General features: G+C 71.7%; 16 protein-coding genes. 12 read left to right on the top strand and 4 right to left on the bottom strand.

Going from position 1 to position 16,696, the window contains the following annotated elements; translation table 11 throughout:
• Positions 1–9 precede the first annotated feature (9 nt).
• The gene (locus ACZ6SQ_RS29600; RefSeq protein ID WP_469567382.1) at positions 10–957 is read left to right on the top strand and encodes a DMT family transporter; all 948 of its coding nucleotides are present in this window, start codon (positions 10–12) and stop codon (positions 955–957) included.
• Here the strand turns inward: ACZ6SQ_RS29600 and ACZ6SQ_RS29595 are convergent.
• Together ACZ6SQ_RS29595 and ACZ6SQ_RS29590 are read right to left on the bottom strand one after the other, a co-directional pair.
• Positions 854–1,738, bottom strand: coding sequence for a LysR family transcriptional regulator (locus tag ACZ6SQ_RS29595; RefSeq protein ID WP_469567379.1), 885 nt, complete (start codon positions 1,736–1,738; stop codon positions 854–856). The genes ACZ6SQ_RS29600 and ACZ6SQ_RS29595 overlap by 104 nt on opposite strands.
• Positions 1,738–2,088, bottom strand: a complete 351-nt coding sequence (locus ACZ6SQ_RS29590) for a PLD nuclease N-terminal domain-containing protein (RefSeq protein ID WP_469567376.1) — start codon at positions 2,086–2,088, stop codon at positions 1,738–1,740. The genes ACZ6SQ_RS29595 and ACZ6SQ_RS29590 overlap by 1 nt, the downstream gene beginning before the upstream one ends.
• A gap of 86 nt (positions 2,089–2,174) precedes the next feature.
• Between ACZ6SQ_RS29590 and ACZ6SQ_RS29585 the strand changes: the two genes are divergently transcribed.
• The 8 genes from ACZ6SQ_RS29585 to ACZ6SQ_RS29550 all read left to right on the top strand — a co-directional run bounded on the left by ACZ6SQ_RS29585 (position 2,175) and on the right by ACZ6SQ_RS29550 (position 9,650).
• The gene (locus ACZ6SQ_RS29585) at positions 2,175–3,632 is read left to right on the top strand and encodes a menaquinone biosynthesis decarboxylase (RefSeq protein WP_469567374.1); all 1,458 of its coding nucleotides are present in this window, start codon (positions 2,175–2,177) and stop codon (positions 3,630–3,632) included.
• Complete coding sequence (gene mqnP / locus ACZ6SQ_RS29580; protein WP_469567372.1) at positions 3,629–4,531, top strand: menaquinone biosynthesis prenyltransferase MqnP; 903 nt, start codon at positions 3,629–3,631, stop codon at positions 4,529–4,531. The genes ACZ6SQ_RS29585 and mqnP overlap by 4 nt, the downstream gene beginning before the upstream one ends.
• A 748-nt stretch (positions 4,532–5,279) precedes the next feature.
• On the top strand, positions 5,280–5,951 hold the full coding sequence (locus ACZ6SQ_RS29575) for a UbiX family flavin prenyltransferase (RefSeq protein WP_386380535.1): 672 nt from the start codon (positions 5,280–5,282) through the stop codon (positions 5,949–5,951).
• 52 nt (positions 5,952–6,003) lie between these two features.
• Positions 6,004–6,462 carry an Lrp/AsnC family transcriptional regulator gene (locus ACZ6SQ_RS29570; RefSeq protein ID WP_386380536.1) on the top strand — a complete coding sequence of 153 codons (459 nt, stop codon included), beginning with the start codon at positions 6,004–6,006 and terminating at the stop codon, positions 6,460–6,462.
• A 78-nt stretch (positions 6,463–6,540) separates the two neighbouring features.
• Positions 6,541–7,704 (top strand): aminofutalosine synthase MqnE, encoded by a 1,164-nt coding sequence (gene mqnE, locus ACZ6SQ_RS29565; RefSeq protein ID WP_469567369.1) that lies wholly within the window; start codon positions 6,541–6,543, stop codon positions 7,702–7,704.
• 388 nt (positions 7,705–8,092) lie between these two features.
• Entirely contained in the window at positions 8,093–8,617 is a 525-nt protein-coding gene (locus tag ACZ6SQ_RS29560) for a GNAT family N-acetyltransferase (protein ID WP_469567367.1), read from the top strand.
• Positions 8,618–8,694: 77 nt separating this feature from the next.
• Positions 8,695–8,994 (top strand): DUF4229 domain-containing protein, encoded by a 300-nt coding sequence (locus tag ACZ6SQ_RS29555; RefSeq protein ID WP_469567365.1) that lies wholly within the window; start codon positions 8,695–8,697, stop codon positions 8,992–8,994.
• Between the two features lie 14 nt (positions 8,995–9,008).
• Entirely contained in the window at positions 9,009–9,650 is a 642-nt protein-coding gene (locus ACZ6SQ_RS29550) for a TetR/AcrR family transcriptional regulator (RefSeq protein ID WP_469567363.1), read from the top strand.
• Positions 9,651–9,684: 34 nt separating this feature from the next.
• On the opposite strand, the gene ACZ6SQ_RS29545 is transcribed toward ACZ6SQ_RS29550, so the two are convergent.
• A complete protein-coding gene (locus ACZ6SQ_RS29545) occupies positions 9,685–10,518 on the bottom strand; it encodes a MaoC family dehydratase (RefSeq protein ID WP_469567361.1) in 834 nt (277 codons plus the stop codon).
• 332 nt (positions 10,519–10,850) lie between these two features.
• On the opposite strand from ACZ6SQ_RS29545, the gene ACZ6SQ_RS29540 reads away from it, so the two are divergent.
• Entirely contained in the window at positions 10,851–12,797 is a 1,947-nt protein-coding gene (locus tag ACZ6SQ_RS29540; protein WP_469567358.1) for an AMP-dependent synthetase/ligase, read from the top strand.
• 259 nt (positions 12,798–13,056) lie between these two features.
• On the opposite strand, the gene ACZ6SQ_RS29535 is transcribed toward ACZ6SQ_RS29540, so the two are convergent.
• The gene (locus tag ACZ6SQ_RS29535; RefSeq protein WP_469567355.1) at positions 13,057–13,992 is read right to left on the bottom strand and encodes a LysR family transcriptional regulator; all 936 of its coding nucleotides are present in this window, start codon (positions 13,990–13,992) and stop codon (positions 13,057–13,059) included.
• Between the two features lie 196 nt (positions 13,993–14,188).
• Here ACZ6SQ_RS29535 and ACZ6SQ_RS29530 point away from each other — a divergent pair, with 196 nt between their 5' ends.
• On the top strand, positions 14,189–14,740 hold the full coding sequence (locus ACZ6SQ_RS29530) for a DUF6817 domain-containing protein (RefSeq protein WP_469567353.1): 552 nt from the start codon (positions 14,189–14,191) through the stop codon (positions 14,738–14,740).
• 172 nt (positions 14,741–14,912) lie between these two features.
• Entirely contained in the window at positions 14,913–16,673 is a 1,761-nt protein-coding gene (kstD, locus tag ACZ6SQ_RS29525) for a 3-oxosteroid 1-dehydrogenase (protein ID WP_469567350.1), read from the top strand.
• The last annotated feature ends 23 nt before the right edge of the window (positions 16,674–16,696 follow it).

The raw sequence follows: 16,696 nt of genomic DNA, 5'->3' as shown, positions 1-16,696 counted from the left end.
GTCCCTGTCATGACATCGCAGAACAAGGGCACGGCCCAGCTGACCGCCGCGATGGTGCTCTCCGGCACCCTCGGTGTGTTCGTGGTGGAGTCGGGGGCCTCGCCGCTGAACGTCGTGTTCTTCCGGGTGCTGTTCGGCGCGCTCGCGCTCGGCGGCTACGTCGCCGCCCGCGGCTGGCTGCGCGACCACGGCTTCACCCGCCGCACCCTCGGCCTCGCCGTGCTCGGCGGGGTGTTCATCGTCCTCAACTGGGTGCTCCTCTTCCAGTCGTACGAGAACACCTCGATCTCCGTGGCCACGGTCGTCTACCACACCCAGCCGTTCTACGTGGTCCTGCTGGGCGCGCTGCTGTTCCGCGAGCGCCTCACCGCCGCCAAGGTCGGCTGGATCGCCCTGGCCTTCGCGGGGCTGATCCTCGTCTCCGGGGTCACACCCGGCGACCTCACCAGCGGCGGCGGCTACCTCCTCGGTGTCGGTCAGGCCCTCCTCGCGGCCCTGCTCTACGGCCTGTCCACCCTGGTCACCAAGAGGATCACCGGGGTACGGCCGCACCTCATCGCCCTGGTGCAGGTCGTCGTCGGCATCCCGCTGCTGCTTCCCTTCGCCGACCTCGGCGCGATGTCCGGCACCGGCGTCGGCTGGGGCTGGCTGGTGGGCCTCGGCGTCATCCACACCGGGCTGATGTACGTGCTGATGTACGCCGCGTACGCCCAGCTGCCGACCGCGAAGATCGCCGTACTGGCCTTCGTCTACCCGGCCGTCGCGATGGTCGCCGACTGGGCGGTGTACGGCCACCACATCGGCCTCGTCCAGGCGCTCGGCGTCCCGCTGATCGTGACCGCGAGCCTCAAGGTCACCCTTGCTCGGCCACGAGCCGCCGCGCCTGCTCCACGAACAGCCGCGCATGCGCCGGGAGCCGCTTCCCGGACCGCCACGCCAGCTGCGTACGAAGCGTGAAGGGCGGCTGCCAGTCCAGACGTACGAGGGTGCCCTCCGCGAGTTCGGCGGCGACCGTCACCTCGGGAAGCAGCGAGATCCCGAGGCCGGCCGCCGCCGCGCGTTTGGTGGCCTCGATCGTGCCGAACTCCATGAACGCGACCGGGGCGCCGAGGGAGTTCAGCTCCCGCTCGAACAGGTCCCGGTAGGCGCAGCCCGGTTCCGTCGCCAGCAGCGGACCGGCCGCGAGATCCGCCAGGGCCACCGGACCGCTCGCGAGCGGATGCCCCGGAGCCGCCACCAGCGCCAGCGGCTCCACCGCGAGGACGACGCTCTCCAGGCCCGGGTGCCCGGTCTCCTCCTCCATGAGGAACCCGAGGTCGTACGTGCCCTGCCGCAGCGCCTGCCGGGTCTCGTCCCCGATCGTGGTGCGCAGGGACAGCCGCACCTTGGGATGGCGGTGGTGGAAGTACTCCAGGAGGGGCGGCAGCCGGTGGTTGGTCAGCGACTCCATCGTGCCGACGACGAGCGTGCCCGAGGGCTCCTGCGTGCCGGTCACGGCCGCCCGGGCCTCCTCGGCCAGCTCGATGATCTGCCGGGCGTAGGGCAGCAGCCGCTCGCCCGCCTCGGTGAGCCTGATGTGCCCGCCGAGCCGGTCGAACAGTTCCGTGCCGAGCGACGACTCCAGCGACCGGACCTGGGAGGTCACGCTGGACTGCGCGTACCCGAGCTCGGCCGCCGCGCGCGTGAAACTCAGCACGGTGGCGACCTTCTCGAAGGTGACCAGCAGCCGGAGTTCCATCACTCGCCCTTCGGCTCGTCGTCCTTCCGCGGCTTCTCGTCCTCGCGCGGCCCCTCGTCCTTCCCCGGCTCCGTCGTCTCGCCCAGGGACTTCAGGAACTCCGGGTTGTCGTCCGGCGCGACCCAGCGCGCGCGGCCTGCCGACACGCCCGACCAGCCCTCGGCGGCCGGGCTGCGCCGCTTGCCCGCGAGCATCCACGACAGCGAGCCGACGACCGGGAACAGCAGTACGAGGATCGCCCACAGCGGCTTGGGCATGTGACGGACGTCCTTCTCGTCCGTGCTGATGCAGTCGATGAACGCGTAGATGCTCAGTGCCAGCGGCACGAGCAACATCAGCACCCTGAGCATGTCGTACAGCCCCTTGTTCAGTCGGCGGGCCCCGTGTCCGGCCCCGGTGACGGGCTCAGGTTAGCCGCTCGGGGATACTTGGCCGCATGGCTTACGACGATCTTCGCTCCCTGCTCAGGGCACTGGAGCGCGACGGGGACCTGAAGCGCATCAAGGTGGAGGTCGACCCGTACCTGGAGGTCGGGGAGATCGTCGACCGGGTCAACAAGGCGGGCGGCCCGGCGCTGCTCTTCGAGAACGTGAAGGGCTCCTCGATGCCCCTCGCGATGAACGTCTTCGGCACCGACCGCCGGCTGCTGAAGGCCCTGGGCCTGAAGTCGTACGACGAGATCAGCGGGAAGATCGGCGGGCTGCTGAAGCCGGAGCTGCCGCACGGGTTCGTCGGGGTGCGCGAGGCGTTCGGCAAGCTCGGCTCGATGACCCACGTGCCCCCGAAGAAGGTCAAGGCCGACAACGCCCCGGTGCAGGAGGTCGTGCTGCGCGGCGACGACGTCGACCTGGACCTGCTGCCGGCGCTGTTCACCTGGCCGCAGGACGGCGGCTCCTTCTTCAACCTGGGCCTGACCCACACCAAGGACCCGGAGACGGGCATCCGCAACCTCGGGCTCTACCGGCTCCAGCGCCACGACAAGCGCACGATCGGCATGCACTGGCAGATCCACAAGGACAGCCGCAACCACTACCAGGTCGCCGCCCGCCGCGGTGAGCGCCTGCCGGTCGCCATCGCCTTCGGCTGCCCGCCCGCCGTCACCTACGCCTCCACCGCCCCCCTCCCCGGCGACATCGACGAGTACCTGTTCGCCGGGTTCGTCTCCGGCAAGCGGATCGAGATGGTCGACTGCAAGACCGTCCCGCTCCAGGTGCCCGCCCAGGCGGAGGTGGTCCTGGAGGGCTGGCTGGAGCCGGGGGAGATGCTCCCGGAGGGCCCCTTCGGCGACCACACCGGCTTCTACACGCCGCAGGAGCCGTTCCCCGCGCTCACCATCGACTGCGTGACGATGCGCAAGCGCCCGCTGCTCCAGTCGATCGTGGTCGGCCGCCCGCCGACCGAGGACGGCCCGCTGGGCCGCGCCACCGAGCGCTTCTTCCTCCCCCTCCTCAAGATCATCGTCCCGGACATCGTGGACTACCACCTGCCCGAGGCGGGCGGCTTCCACAACTGCGCGATCGTCTCGATCGACAAGAAGTACCCCAAGCACGCGCAGAAGGTCATGTCCGCGATCTGGGGCGCCCACATGATGTCCCTGACCAAGCTGATCGTGGTCGTCGACTCCGACTGCGACGTCCACGACCTGCACGAGGTCGCCTGGCGGGCGCTGGGCAACACGGACTACGCCCGCGACCTGAACGTCGTCGAGGGCCCCGTCGACCATCTCGACCACGCCTCCTACCAGCAGTTCTGGGGCGGCAAGGCGGGTATCGACGCGACGAAGAAGTGGCCCGAGGAGGGGTACACGCGGGACGGGGGCTGGCCGGACATGGTCGAGTCCGACCCGGACACGGCCGCGAAGGTCGACCGCCGCTGGAAGGAGTACGGGCTGTGACCTCGGCATCCGCCGCGCTGCCCCGGCCGGGGCGCACCAAGGCCTTCCTCCGGCTGGTCATGATCGAGCACTCGGTCTTCGCGCTGCCCTTCGCCTACATCGCCTCGCTCACGGCGATGTACGAGTGGGACAAGAACATCCACTGGGGCACGCTGCTGCTGGTCACGATCTGCATGGTCGGGCTGCGGACCTTCGCCATGGCGGTGAACCGGATCATCGACCGGGAGATCGACGCCCGGAACCCGCGTACGGCGCAGCGCGAGCTGGTGACGGGCGCGATGTCGGTACGGCACGCCTGGACGGGCGCCCTGATCGCGCTGGTGATCTTCCTGGGCGCGGCGGCGCTGCTGAACCCGCTGTGCCTGGCCCTGGCGCCGGTGGCGGTCATCCCGATGGTGATCTACCCCTACGGCAAACGCTTCACGAACTACCCCCAGGCCATCCTCGGGCTCGCCCAGGCGATGGGCCCGGTGGGCGGCTGGCTGGCGGTCTCCGGGTCGTGGTCCTGGGACGCGGTCCTGCTGGGCCTGGCGGTCGGCGTCTGGATCGGCGGCTTCGACCTCATCTACGCCTGCCAGGACGTGGAGACCGACCGCGAGACCGGCGTCATGTCGGTCCCGGCGCGGTTCGGTGTCCCGGCGGCGATCTGGGGGGCGCGGGTGTGTCATGCCGTGACGACGGTTCTGCTCGGCTGGTACGCCCTGGCGACGGGGGCCGGTGCGTTCTTCTGGCTGGGGCTGGTGGTCGTGGCGGGTGCGTTCGTCTACGAGCACACCATCGTGCGTCCCCACGACCTGTCCCGTCTGAACCGGGCGTTCTTCTCCGTGAACGGCTTCATCGGGATCGCCCTGTTCGTGTGCGCCCTGCTGGACCTGCTGGCCCGAGGCCTGACGGTCTGACCCGGTCCGCGTGCCGCCGGTCGCGCAGTTGACCCCGCTTCCGGGTGCGGGCCGCATGTGGCTGGTCGCGCAGTTCCCCGCGCCCCTAAAAGCAGGGCGCCACACCCCTGAGGCGCCTCAAGGGCACGCCCCTAAGGGGCGCGATCAACCACGACGAGCCCGCACGTTCAACAAGGGGCGCGAGGAACTGCGCGAATACCCACGACGGACCCGCACGCTTTGGGGGCGCGGGGAACGGCGCGATCAACCACGACGAACCCGCACGTTCAACAAGGGGCGCGGGGAACTGCGCGAATACCCACGACGGACCCGCACGCTTTGGGGGCGCGGCGAACGGCGCGATCAACCACGACGAGCCCGCACGTTCAACAAGGGGCGCGGGGAACTGCGCGAATGCCCGCGGCGGACCCGCACGTTTTGGGGGCGCGGGGAACGGCGCGATCAACCACGCCGAGCCCGCAGGTTCTAGGGGCGCGGGGAACTGCGCGAATACCCACGACGAACTCGCACGTTTTGGGGGCGCGGGGAACTGCGCGATCAACCACGACGAACGCTCACGTTCAACAAGGGGCGCGGGGAACTGCGCGAACGGCCACGACGGACCCGCAGGTTCTAGGGGCGCGGGGAACTGCGCGAACGGCTACGGCGGGCCCGCGCGTTCGAGGGGCGTGGGGAGTCGGGGGCGCCGGCGTGGGGGGCAAGGGCGCCCCGGCCTGAGCGACGGTCGTCCCACCGGTACGCTCAATATGTGAACGCAGGAGAATCGCAGCGCAAGCCTTGGATCGTGGGGGTGTCCGGGGCGTCAGGGACGCCCTACGCCGCGGCTGTACTGCGCGCCCTGCTGGCCGCAGGCGAGACCGTCGATCTCGTCGTCAGCCGAGCCTCGCGGCTCACGCTGCTGGACGAGACCGGGATCTCCTTCCGGGACGCCCATTGGCGCGACGACCTGCGGGAATGGCTGGCCAGAGGGGCCGACGGAAAGCCGGACAGCTTCGACGTCGACCTGTCCGGGGTGAGGTACTGGAACGCCGGTGACCTCGCGGCCGGACCGTCCTCCGGCTCGTACGCCACGAAGGGCATGCTGATCGTGCCCGCCTCCACGGCCTGTGTCGCGGGTGTCGCGCTCGGCCTGTCCAAGGACCTGCTCCAGCGCGCGGCGAGCGTCACCCTCAAGGAACGCCGCGCCTTGGTCGTCGCCGTACGGGAGACCCCGCTGAACGGCCAGACCCTGCGCCACCTCGTCGCACTCGACGACGCGGGCGCCGCCGTCGTACCCGCCTCACCCGCCTTCTACGCGGGGGCCACGCACATCCAGGACCTGGTGGACTTCGTGGCCGGACGCGTACTGGACGCGGCGGGTGTCACACACCGGCTCTACCGCCGGTGGGAGGGCGACCTCGGCGGGGCCCGCCCCTCCTGACCGGCACTCGTACCAAGACCCCATCACTTTTTATCTCGGAAGGCTCGATCGCATGGACGCGGTGGACAGGCAGCTCATCCAGGCCCTGAGAGAGAACGGCCGTGCCTCCTACGCGGAGCTGGGACGCCTCGTCGGCCTGTCGGGCCCCAGCGTCACCGACCGCATCAACCGGCTGGAGGCGGCCGGGGTGATCACGGGCTACCGGGCCACGGTCGACTCCGCCTCCCTCGGCCTCGGCGTCATCGCCCTCATCGGCATCTCCCTGTCCGACGCCGCCGACCACGAGGACGTGGCCCGCCGGCTGAAGGACCTCACCGAGATCGAGGACTGCTGGTTCATCGCCGGCGACGACTCGTTCATGCTCAAGGTGCGGGCGAGCGACGTGGACGGGCTGGAGAAGATCATCCGCCGGCTCAGCGGGACGAAGGGCGTCTCGCGGACCCGCACCACCATCGTGCTCTCCACGAAGTGGGAGAACCGCGTCGGCGAACTCCCCGACGAGGTCCAGTAGCTGAGCCCCTGGTGGGGTCCCCGCGCCCGAGAGGCAGGGGAGTAACGTGGACCGGGCTGTCGTAGAAAGGGCATACGCATGGACGTCGGGCTCAAGCGCGAGCTGGAGGAGAAGGTCCGCTCCGGTGAGCGGCTGACTCGCGAGGACGGCATCGCGCTGTACGAGTCGGACGACCTGGCCTGGCTCGGCGGCCTGGCGCACGAGGTGCGGACGCGGAAGAACGGCGACGTCGTCCACTTCAACGTCAACCGCCACCTCAACATGACCAACGTGTGCACGGCGTCGTGCGCGTACTGCTCGTTCCAGCGCAAGCCGGGCGAGAAGGACGCGTACACGATGCGCATCGAGGAGGCGGTGAAGCTCGCCAAGGCGATGGAGTCGGATAACCTCACCGAGCTGCACATCGTCAACGGCCTGCACCCGAACCTGCCGTGGCGCTACTACCCGCGCTCGCTGCGGGAGCTGAAGGCGGCGCTGCCGGACGTCTCGCTGAAGGCGTTCACGGCCACGGAGATCCACCACTTCGAGACGATCTCCGGGCTGTCGGCGTCGGAGATCCTCGACGAGCTGATCGACGCGGGTCTGGAGTCGCTGACCGGCGGTGGCGCCGAGATCTTCGACTGGGAGGTCCGGCAGCACATCGTGGACCACCGCACGCACTGGGAGGACTGGTCCCGTATCCACCGCCTGGCGCACGAGAAGGGTCTGAAGACCCCGTGCACCATGCTGTACGGGCACATCGAGGAGCCCCGCCACCGGGTCGACCACGTGCTGCGGCTGCGTGAGCTCCAGGACGAGACCGGCGGCTTCCAGGTCTTCATCCCGCTGCGCTACCAGCACGACTTCGTCGACATGCAGGACGGCAAGGTCCGCAACACCCTCCAGGCCCGTACGACCATGGCGACGCCGGCCGAGGCCCTGAAGACCTTCGCGGTCTCGCGTCTGCTGTTCGACAACGTCCAGCATGTGAAGGTCTTCTGGGTGATGCACGGCGTCCAGACCGCGCAGCTCGCTCTTCAGCACGGGGCGGACGACATGGACGGCTCGGTCGTGGAGTACAAGATCACTCATGACGCGGACAACTACGGCACGCCGAACAAGCTGACGCGTGACGATCTTCTGGACCTGATCCGGGACGCCGGGTTCCGGCCTGTGGAGCGGAACACGCGCTACGAGATCATCCGTGAGCACGAGGCCCCCGACCCCACCCGCCGCGAATCCCCCCAGCCGATGCGTCTCTGACTCCGTGCGTGGTTGCTGCTCGGTTTCGGGCTGCGGGCCGCATGTGGTCGCTCGCGCAGTTCCCCGCGCCCCTTAGGTACGTGCCCTGGAGGCGCCTCAGGGGCCTGACACCCCGCTCTTTTTGGGGGCGCGGGGAACTGCGCGGCCAGTTGGGCACGTTGCTGCTTGATTCCGGCTGCGGGTGCGTCGTGGTTGCTCGCGCAGTTCCCCGCGCCCCTGAGGAACGTGTCCTTGAAGCGTCTCAGGGGCTTGGCGCCCTGCTTTTAGGGGCGCGGGGAACTGCGCGACCAGCTCCGTGCGGGCCGTGCTGGACATGACGGCCCCGGCCACCCCGTCCAGCATCTGAAAGCCTCGGCTCGGAACCCGGCGTAATGGCTAAGCTGCCTCCGTGGCACTTACCTTTACCCTCGACCCCGCCATCACCCCCCGCCTCCGGGACGGCCTCCTCGCCCTCTGGGCGGACGTCTCCAACTCCGGCGGAGCCGTCGGCTTCGTACCCCCGGTGACCCCGGAGGACATCCGCCCGGCCCTGCTCAGGCACCTCACTGCGATGGCCGACGGCGCCAGCCGTCTCCTGGTCGGCCACGACGAGGACGGCAGGGTCGCCGCCACCGCCTTCGTGACGTACAACAGCCACCCCCTGATGAAGCACTGGGTGTGGCTGTACACCGTCATGGTGCACCCCCGCCACCAGGGCCGCGGCTACGGCCGCGACCTGCTCGCCGCCGCCGAGAACGCCGTCCGCGCGATGGACGGCATCGAGGCCGTCCGCCTCACCTGCCGCGGCGGCCTCGGCCTGGAACGCTTCTACGCCTCCTGCGGCTACAAGGAGGTCGGCCGCGTCCCGGACGCCATCCGCGTGGCCCCCGGCGACGACCGGGACGACGTGATCATGCTGCTCCCGCTGGCCTGAGGCCCCCCTGCAAGATCGGCCATCCGGCGTGGTTCACTGGACTGCCGTCCTGTAAGAACCGGAAGAGTGGAATTGAGATGCTCCGCTACACACTGATGCGCCTCGGGATCTTCGTGGGCTGCCTCGTGGTCGTCTGGGGCCTCGTCCACTCCGGCATCGTCCCGCGCGGTCTCGGCGGCTCGAACGGCATGTGGGTCGTGCTGCTCGCCCTGGTGATCTCCGCGCCCATCAGCTTCGTCGTGCTGCGGGGCGAGCGCGACCGGGCGTCGATGAAGCTCGTGCCCAAGGTCGAGCGGATGAAGGCCAGGTTCGAGGCAGAAGCAGGCCAGGAGGACGCCGTCGTCGACGAGGCGGCCCGTACCCAGCAGACTTCGTAACTACCCTTGCTCCCATGGGAGCTGTGAAGACCAAGCGGATGCCGCGTGCAGTCCGTGAGCAGCAGATGCTGGACGCCGCGGTACGGATCTTCGGTCAGCGGGGCTACACGGCCGCGTCGATGGACGACATCGCCGAACTCGCGGGTGTCTCCAAGCCGTTGGTGTACCTCTATCTGAACTCCAAGGACGACCTCTTCACCGCCGTCATCCGCCGTGAGGCCGCCGCCCTCATCCAGGCGGTCCGGGACGCCGTCGACCCGGCCCGGCCCGTCGACCAGCGCCTCTGGGACGGCCTGCTGGCCTTCTTCACGCACACCTCGCGCAACCCGGACGCCTGGTCGGTGCTGCACCTCCAGGCCCGTACGCACGGCGAGCGCTTCGCCGGCGAGGTGGCGGAACTGCGCGCGGAGATGGTCACGTTCGTCACCCGGCTGATCGCGGTCGCGGCGCGCGAGGCCCATCAGGACCCCGACCTCGCCGACCACGAGGTGGCCGGTCTGGGCGAGGCCCTGGTGGGGTCCGCCGAGTCCCTGGCGACCTGGGCGAACGCCACCGAGGGCGTGACCGCCCGGCAGACCGCGGTGACGCTGATGAACTTCGCGTGGTCGGGCCTGGGCAACCTGATGTCGGACCAGGGCTGGTCGGCCCGCACCTGACCGCGGCGGGCCGCGGGCGACCGGGCGGAGGCGCTCACCACCCCCGCAGCCGCCCGGTCAGATGCACCCGCTCCCCGCCCCGCAGCTCGAACCGCCCGTCCCGGGCCCCGTACTCCACGACGCCCGGCAGCAGTACCGGCGCGCGGAACTCCACCTCCACCAGCGCCCGTTGCGGCACGCCGTACGCGGCGAGGCAGCGCGCCGCCGTCCACATGCCGTGCGCCACGGCCCGGCGGAAGCCGAAGAGGCGGGCGGCGAGGGCGTGCAGATGCAGCGGGTTGCGGTCGCCGGAGACCGAGGCGTAGTGCCGCCCCACGTCCGCGCCGAGCTGCCACTCGGCCCGCACCGGCAGCGGCTCGGGGACGGTCCGCTCCAGGGCGGCGCCGTAGCCGGTGCCGTGCCGGGCCAGATACGTGCTGCTCGACTCCCAGACGAGCGTCCCGCCGAGCCGCGCCTCGGTCACCACGGTCGCCTCGGTGCCCCGCCGGTGCGGGTTGAGCCCGTCGACCTGGACGGCGAGCTCGTACTCCGCGGCGGCCGGCAGCGCCCGGTGCCGGGTGACGACGATCGAGGTGTGCACCAGTCCGAGCAGCGGCAGCGGGAAGTCCCGGTCGCTCATCAGCCGCATGGCCAGCGGGAAGGCCAGCACATGCGGATAGGTGACGGGCAGTGAGTCCTCGCCGGTGGGGAAGCCGCACACCCGCTCGTAGCGGGCGAGGCGCGCCGGATCGACCCGCACCCCGCGCAGGACGAGCCGGTCGCGCGGGAACACCGCGTCGGCGCCGGGCCGCTTGAACGCCGAGCGCAGCGCGCCGCGGGCCAGCAGCGGGGCGAGGGCGGGCGGGCCGGTGAGGGTGACCTCGGGCATGGGGCGGCTCCCAGCGCGTTCGGCGGGCCGGTGCGGCGATCCGGTGGTGCGCGGCACGGCTCTATCTTCTTACTCTGAAGTAAGGTTACCGTAGGTAAACCGAGGAACCGCAAGGGGTGAGGGCTGCACAGGCCCGGCTCCGGACCGTCTCCGGACCACCCCGGAACCCGCACGAAGCCCCCATGAGGGGACCGTACGATCACGCACCTGACCGCCGGTGATCCCGTGCGTCGCCGTGCCCGCCGGCACCGGACCGTGAACGCCGCGGCACGGGCCCCGCGTACTTCCTTGCAGCCCGACCCCGGACGCAGCTACAGGTCTCAGGAGCCGACATGCCGATCTCGTACTCGTCCCCGTCCGTGCCCGAACCGTCGGTCGAGTCGACCCTGGAGTACGACCCGGACGGCGGCCCGGTGCTGGTGGAGCCCGAGCTGCGCAGGCTGGACGGCGAGGTGCGCGAGGCGGCGGTACCGCCGCTCGTGCCGCCCGTGTCGCACGGCTCGCTCGCCGACCTGCCCTTCGAGAACGCGTCCGCCGACCCGGACCTGGCCGTCCTCAGCCGCCGTATGCCGGACGGGAGTTGGCGTGACGTCGGCGCGGCCGAGTTCGCCGCGGAGGTGCTGGCCGTGGCCAAGGGGCTGATCGCCGAGGGGCTCGCGCCCGGCGACCGGCTCGCCGTGATGGCCCGCACCCGCTACGAGTGGACGCTGCTGGACTTCGCCGCGTGGGCCGCCGGACTGGTGACCGTGCCCGTCTACCCGACCTCCTCCGCCTTCCAGACCCGCTGGATCCTCCAGGACTCCGGCGCCGTCGCGCTGATCACCGAGGACGCCGGACAGGCCGCCGCGCTCGGCCCCGAACTGGGACAACTGCCCGACCTGCGGCATCTGTGGACCATCGACAAGGGTCATGTGGACCGGCTGGCGGAGCTCGGCGCGCAGGTGCAGGACCAGGAAGTCGCCGTACGGCGCGGGGTGCTGGGCCCGGACACCCTCGCCACGCTCGTCTACACCTCCGGCACCACCGGCCGCCCCAAGGGCTGCGCCCTCACCCACGGCAACTTCCTCGCCGAGGTCGACAACGCCGTCGAACTGCTCTACCCGGTCTTCAGGGAGAAGATCGGCGGCGAGCCCGCCACGCTGCTGTTCCTGCCGCTGTCTCACGTGTTCGGGCGGATGGTGGCCGTGGCGTGCGTGCGCGCCCGGGTCCGGCTCGGCCACGCGCCCAGCCTCAAGGCCGAGGATCTGCTGGCCGACCTGGCAGCGTTCAGGCCGACCTTCCTGCTGGCCATCCCGTACATGCTGGAGAAGGTCTTCAACAATGCCCGCGCCAACGCCGAACGCTCCGGCAGGGGCGCCGCGTTCGCCCGCGCGGCGGGTACCGCGCGCCGCTACGGCGAGGCGCTGGAGGCCGCCCGGCACGGCGGCTCCGGTCCGGGCACGGCCCTGAAGGCGGCCCGCGCGCTGTACGACCCGCTGGTCTACCGCCGGGTGCGCGGCGCGCTCGGCGGCCGGCTCCGGCACATCATCTGCGGGGGCTCACCGCTGGGCCGTGACCTCGCCGCGTTCTACGCGGGCGCGGGCATCACCGTGTACGAGGGCTACGGTCTGACCGAGACGACCGGCGCGGCCACCGTCACGCCGCCGCTGCGGCCCCGCCTCGGTACGGTCGGCTGGCCGCTGCCCGGCACGCGGGTGCGGATCGCGGCCGACGGGGAGATCCTGCTGTCCGGCAACCAGGTCTTCCGCGGCTACTGGGATCCGGCCGCCGGGGGAGTGGTCCCGGCGACGCCGGACGGCTGGTTCCCGACTGGTGACCTCGGCCGCCTCGACGACGAGGGCTACCTCGTCATCACCGGCCGCAAGAAGGAGATCATCATCACCGCGGGCGGCAAGAACGTCGCCCCGGCTCCGCTGGAGAACTGGCTGCGCTCCCATCCGTTGATCTCCCAGTGCCTCCTCGTCGGCGAGGGCCGCCCCTTCGTCGCCGCGCTCATCACCCTCGACATGGAGGGGGTCGGCCACTGGCGCCGCATGCGCGGCAAGCATGCGGTTCCTGCGGAACTCCTGGTGGACGACGCCGAGTTGCTCCAGGTTCTGCAGCGGGCCGTCGACGACGCGAACCGTCTGGTCTCCCGTCCCGAGTCCATCCGCCGCTTCACCGTCCTCCCCACCGACTTCACCGAGTCGACCGGCCATCTGACCCCTTCCATGAAACTCCGCCGCCAGTCGATCCTGACCGACTTCGCCTCCACGGTGGAGTCCTTGTACCGCCCCTGACCGGGAGCGCGGCCGGCCGTGCACGCCCTCCTTGGGGGCGCGGGGAACTGCGCGACCAGCTGGGTAGGTTGCTGTTCGTTTCGGGCTGCGGGTGCGTGGTGGTTGTTCGCGCAGTTCCCCCCCGCCCCGTAGGGGGTTTTCGCTTGAGGTGCGTCAGGGATGCGCCCCTTCTTGGGGGCGCGGGGAACTGCGCGATCAGCCACGGCGGCGCCGCGCGTAAAGGGGTGCGGGGAACTGCGCGGAGTCGTCCGCGGGGCGGCTACGCGGGGCGGGAGGGTGAGAAGACGGGGTCCGCCGCGCGGGCCGTGGCGACCACGTCCGCGAACGCCCGAGCCGCAGGCGTCAACGCCGACCACCGCCGCACCGCCCACCCCACCCGCAGAGGACGTATCTCAGGCAGCGGCAGCAACCGCAGACGCCCACCCCCGGCCGCCCCCGACGCCGGCAGCCCCGGCCGCCCCGGCACCAGCGCCCGCCCGAGCCCCAGCTCCGCCAGCAGCAACGCGGTGTCCCAGTCGGCCACCCCCGTGTCGAAGGCGAACCGCACACCCAACTCCGCGCAGGCCGAGTCAAGATGAGCCGCGGACGCCGAGTTCGGCGGCAGCCGGATCAGCCGCGGCTCGGGCAGCGCGGCGAGGTCCCGGACGCCCAGCCGCTCCCGCCCGGCCAGCGGGTCCTCGGGCCGTACGGCCAGCACCCACGGCAGCTCCGCCACCGCCCGCTGCTCGATCCCCCGCACGGGCTCCCCGAGCGTGATCCAGGCCAGATCCAGCGCACTGTCGGCCAGCGCCGTGTAGCAAGCCCGGCTCGAACTCTCCGTACGGAACTCCAGGTTGACCTTCGGATGCAGCCGCCGGAAGGCGACGATCGCGTCCGCCATGAAGTGCCGCACGGTCGTCGCACCCGTCGCCACCCGCACCGAGCCGCTCTCCCCGTCCGCGAGGTCCCGCAGCCGCCGCACCGCCAGATCCAGCCCGGCGATGCCCTCCGCCGCGGCCGCCTCCAGCACCCGCCCCGCGCCCGTCGGCGCCACGCCGCGCGGCAGCCGCTCCAGCAGACTCACGCCCGTCTCCCGCTCCAGCCGCTTCACATGCTGGCTCACCGCCGACTGCGTACAGCCGAGCTCCCGGGCCACCGCACTGAGGCTGCCGGCCCGGCACACCGCCACGAACACGCGTAGGTCGTCGAGGGTCATGCCGCGACAATACCCAAGCATTTACTTGGAGTTGGAGAGAAATCCTTAGGATTGACTGGGCTCCGCCAGTTGCGCGACGATCTCCATGGGCCCAGGGCGGCAACCCGCTCCCCGTCCCGCCGAGGTCCGGACCAGCGCGAGGATCCGGGGGCGGGTGCCGACCCAGCCGGGGCCCCACAGTGAAGGGACTCCCCTCATGCCGAGCCAGGTCCTGGAATTCCTCCGCCGGTCGGGCGCCGAAGCCATCGCCCACCCCGGCGGCACCCTGCTCGCCCACCTCGACCGGGTCCGGCGCCGCCTCGCCGCCTGGGACGCCCGCCCCGCCCTCCAGCTGGCCGGCCTCTGCCACGCCTGTTACGGCACCGACGGCTTCCCCACCACCCTCCTCCCGCTGGACCGCCGCGCCGAACTCGCCGCCCTGATCGGCCCGGAGGCCGAGGAGATCGTCTACACGTACGGCAGCTGCGACCGGCAAGCCACCTACGCCGTCCTGGCCGACCCCGGCGCGCCCCTGCACGACCGCTTCACCGGCCGGCCCGTCGTCCCCACCCCGCGCCTGCGCCGCGACTTCGCCGAGCTGACCGCCGCCAACGAGCTCGACCTCGCCGGCCGCGACGAGGGCTTCCGCGCCCTGTGGGGCGCCGAACTGCTCGACCTGTTCGGCCGGTTGAGGCCACTGCTCAGCGAGCCGGCCTGGGCGGACTGCGTCGCCGTACTCGACGACCGGAGCACGACCGGACGCCTCTGACCCACGCACCCCGCACGCCCCACGAACCGCCCCGTACGGCACCGCGGCCGGCCCCACTCCGCCCGCGTGTCCGGCGGGGTTTCCGCGCCCGCCCCCGAGTCGCTATTGACTTCACAAGACCCCCGCGCGACAGTCCGACCGCTTCTCCCGTTCCTGACCAGGCGGAGGCGGTATGTCCGTGGAACAGCGGCCCTCACGCAGACGTGTCCTCGCCCTCGGCGCCGGGGCCTCGCTCGCCGTCGCGGCGGGCGTCTCCCAGGGCGCGAGCGCGGCGGACCTCCCGCTGCTCGGGACGTACGACGTCGTCGTCATCGGGTCCGGCGCCGCCGGGATGACGGCCGCGCTCACGGCAGCCGCGCACGGGCTCAGCTGCGTGGTGCTGGAGAAGGCGGCGACCTTCGGCGGCTCGACGGCCCGGTCCGGGGCGGGCATCTGGATCCCGGACAACCCGGTGCTGCGCGCGGCCGGTGTCCCCGACAGCCCCGCGAAGGCGGCCGCGTACCTCGCGGCGGTCGTGGGCCCGGAGGTCGCCGCCGACCGGCAGGCGGCGTTCCTGGCCCACGGCCCGGCCATGCTGTCCCTGGTCATGGCCCGCAGCCCGCTGCGGTTCCGCTGGATGGAGGGCTACAGCGACTACTACCCGGAGCTGCCCGGCGGTCTGCCCGGTGGGCGATCGATCGAGCCCGACCAGCTCGACGGCAACGTCCTCGGCGCCGAACTCGCCCGCCTGAACCCGCCGTACCTGGCCACCCCGGCCGGCATGGTGGTCTTCAGCGCCGACTACAAGTGGCTCGCACTGGCGGCGGTGAGTGTGAAGGGCGCGGCCGTCGCTGCGGAGTGCCTGGCCCGCGGGACGAAGGCCGCGCTGCTCGGCCAGAAGCCGCTCACCATGGGACAGTCGCTGGCGGCCGGCCTGCGCGCGGGGCTCGCCTCGGCCGGGGTGCCACTCCGGTACGGGACCGCGCTGACGGAACTGTTCGTCGAACAGGGCGCCGTCCGGGGAGCCGTGGTCACCCGCGAGGGCGTCATGGGCCTCGTCCGCGCCCGGCGGGGAGTGATCGTCGGCTCGGGCGGCTTCGAGCACAACGCCGCCATGCGGGCCGCGTACCAGCGCCAGCCGATCGGCACCGAGTGGACGGCCGGGGCGAAGGAGAACACCGGCGACGGCATCCGGGCCGGCCAGCACGCGGGCGGCGCACTGGCGTTGATGGACGAGGCCTGGTGGGGCCCGGCCGTCGACGTACCGGGCAACCCGTACTTCTGCCTCGCCGAACGGACCCTGCCGGGCTCCCTCATGGTCGACGCCTCGGGCGCCCGCTTCGTCAACGAGGCCGCGCCCTACGGCGACGTGGTGCACACCATGTACGACCGCGACCCGGCCCACCCGGCCATCCCGGCCTGGCTGATCACCGACCAGCACTACCGCAACCGGTACCTGTTCAAGGACGTCGCCCCGACTCTGCCGCTCCCCGCCGACTGGTACGCCTCCGGCGCCGCGCGCAAGGCCTGGACCCTGGACGCGCTGGCCGCGGCGACCGGGGTGCCGGGCGCCGCGCTGCGAGCCACGGTGAACCGCTTCAACTCCCTCGCGTGGCAGGGCCGGGACACCGACTTCCGCCGCGGCGACAGCGCCTACGACCACTACTACACCGACCCAGCCGTGCTGCCGAATTCCTGTCTCGCGCCGCTGTGGCTGCCGCCCTACTACGCCTTCCGGATCGTGCCCGGGGACCTGGGCACCAAGGGCGGGCTGGTGACGGACGCCCGCGCCCGCGTGCTGCGCCCCGACGGCTCGGCGATCCCGGGGCTGTACGCGGCCGGGAACGCGAGCGCGGCCGTCATGGGACGCTCGTACGCGGGCGCGGGCTCGACGATCGGACCGGCGATGACCTTCGGCTACGTCGCCGCGCGCGACATCGCCGACACCCCCTAGGAGCCAGCACGCCCCAGGAGCCG

Source organism: Streptomyces sp. NPDC048600, assembly GCF_055587025.1.
This window is presented reverse-complemented; position numbering and strand designations above follow the sequence as displayed.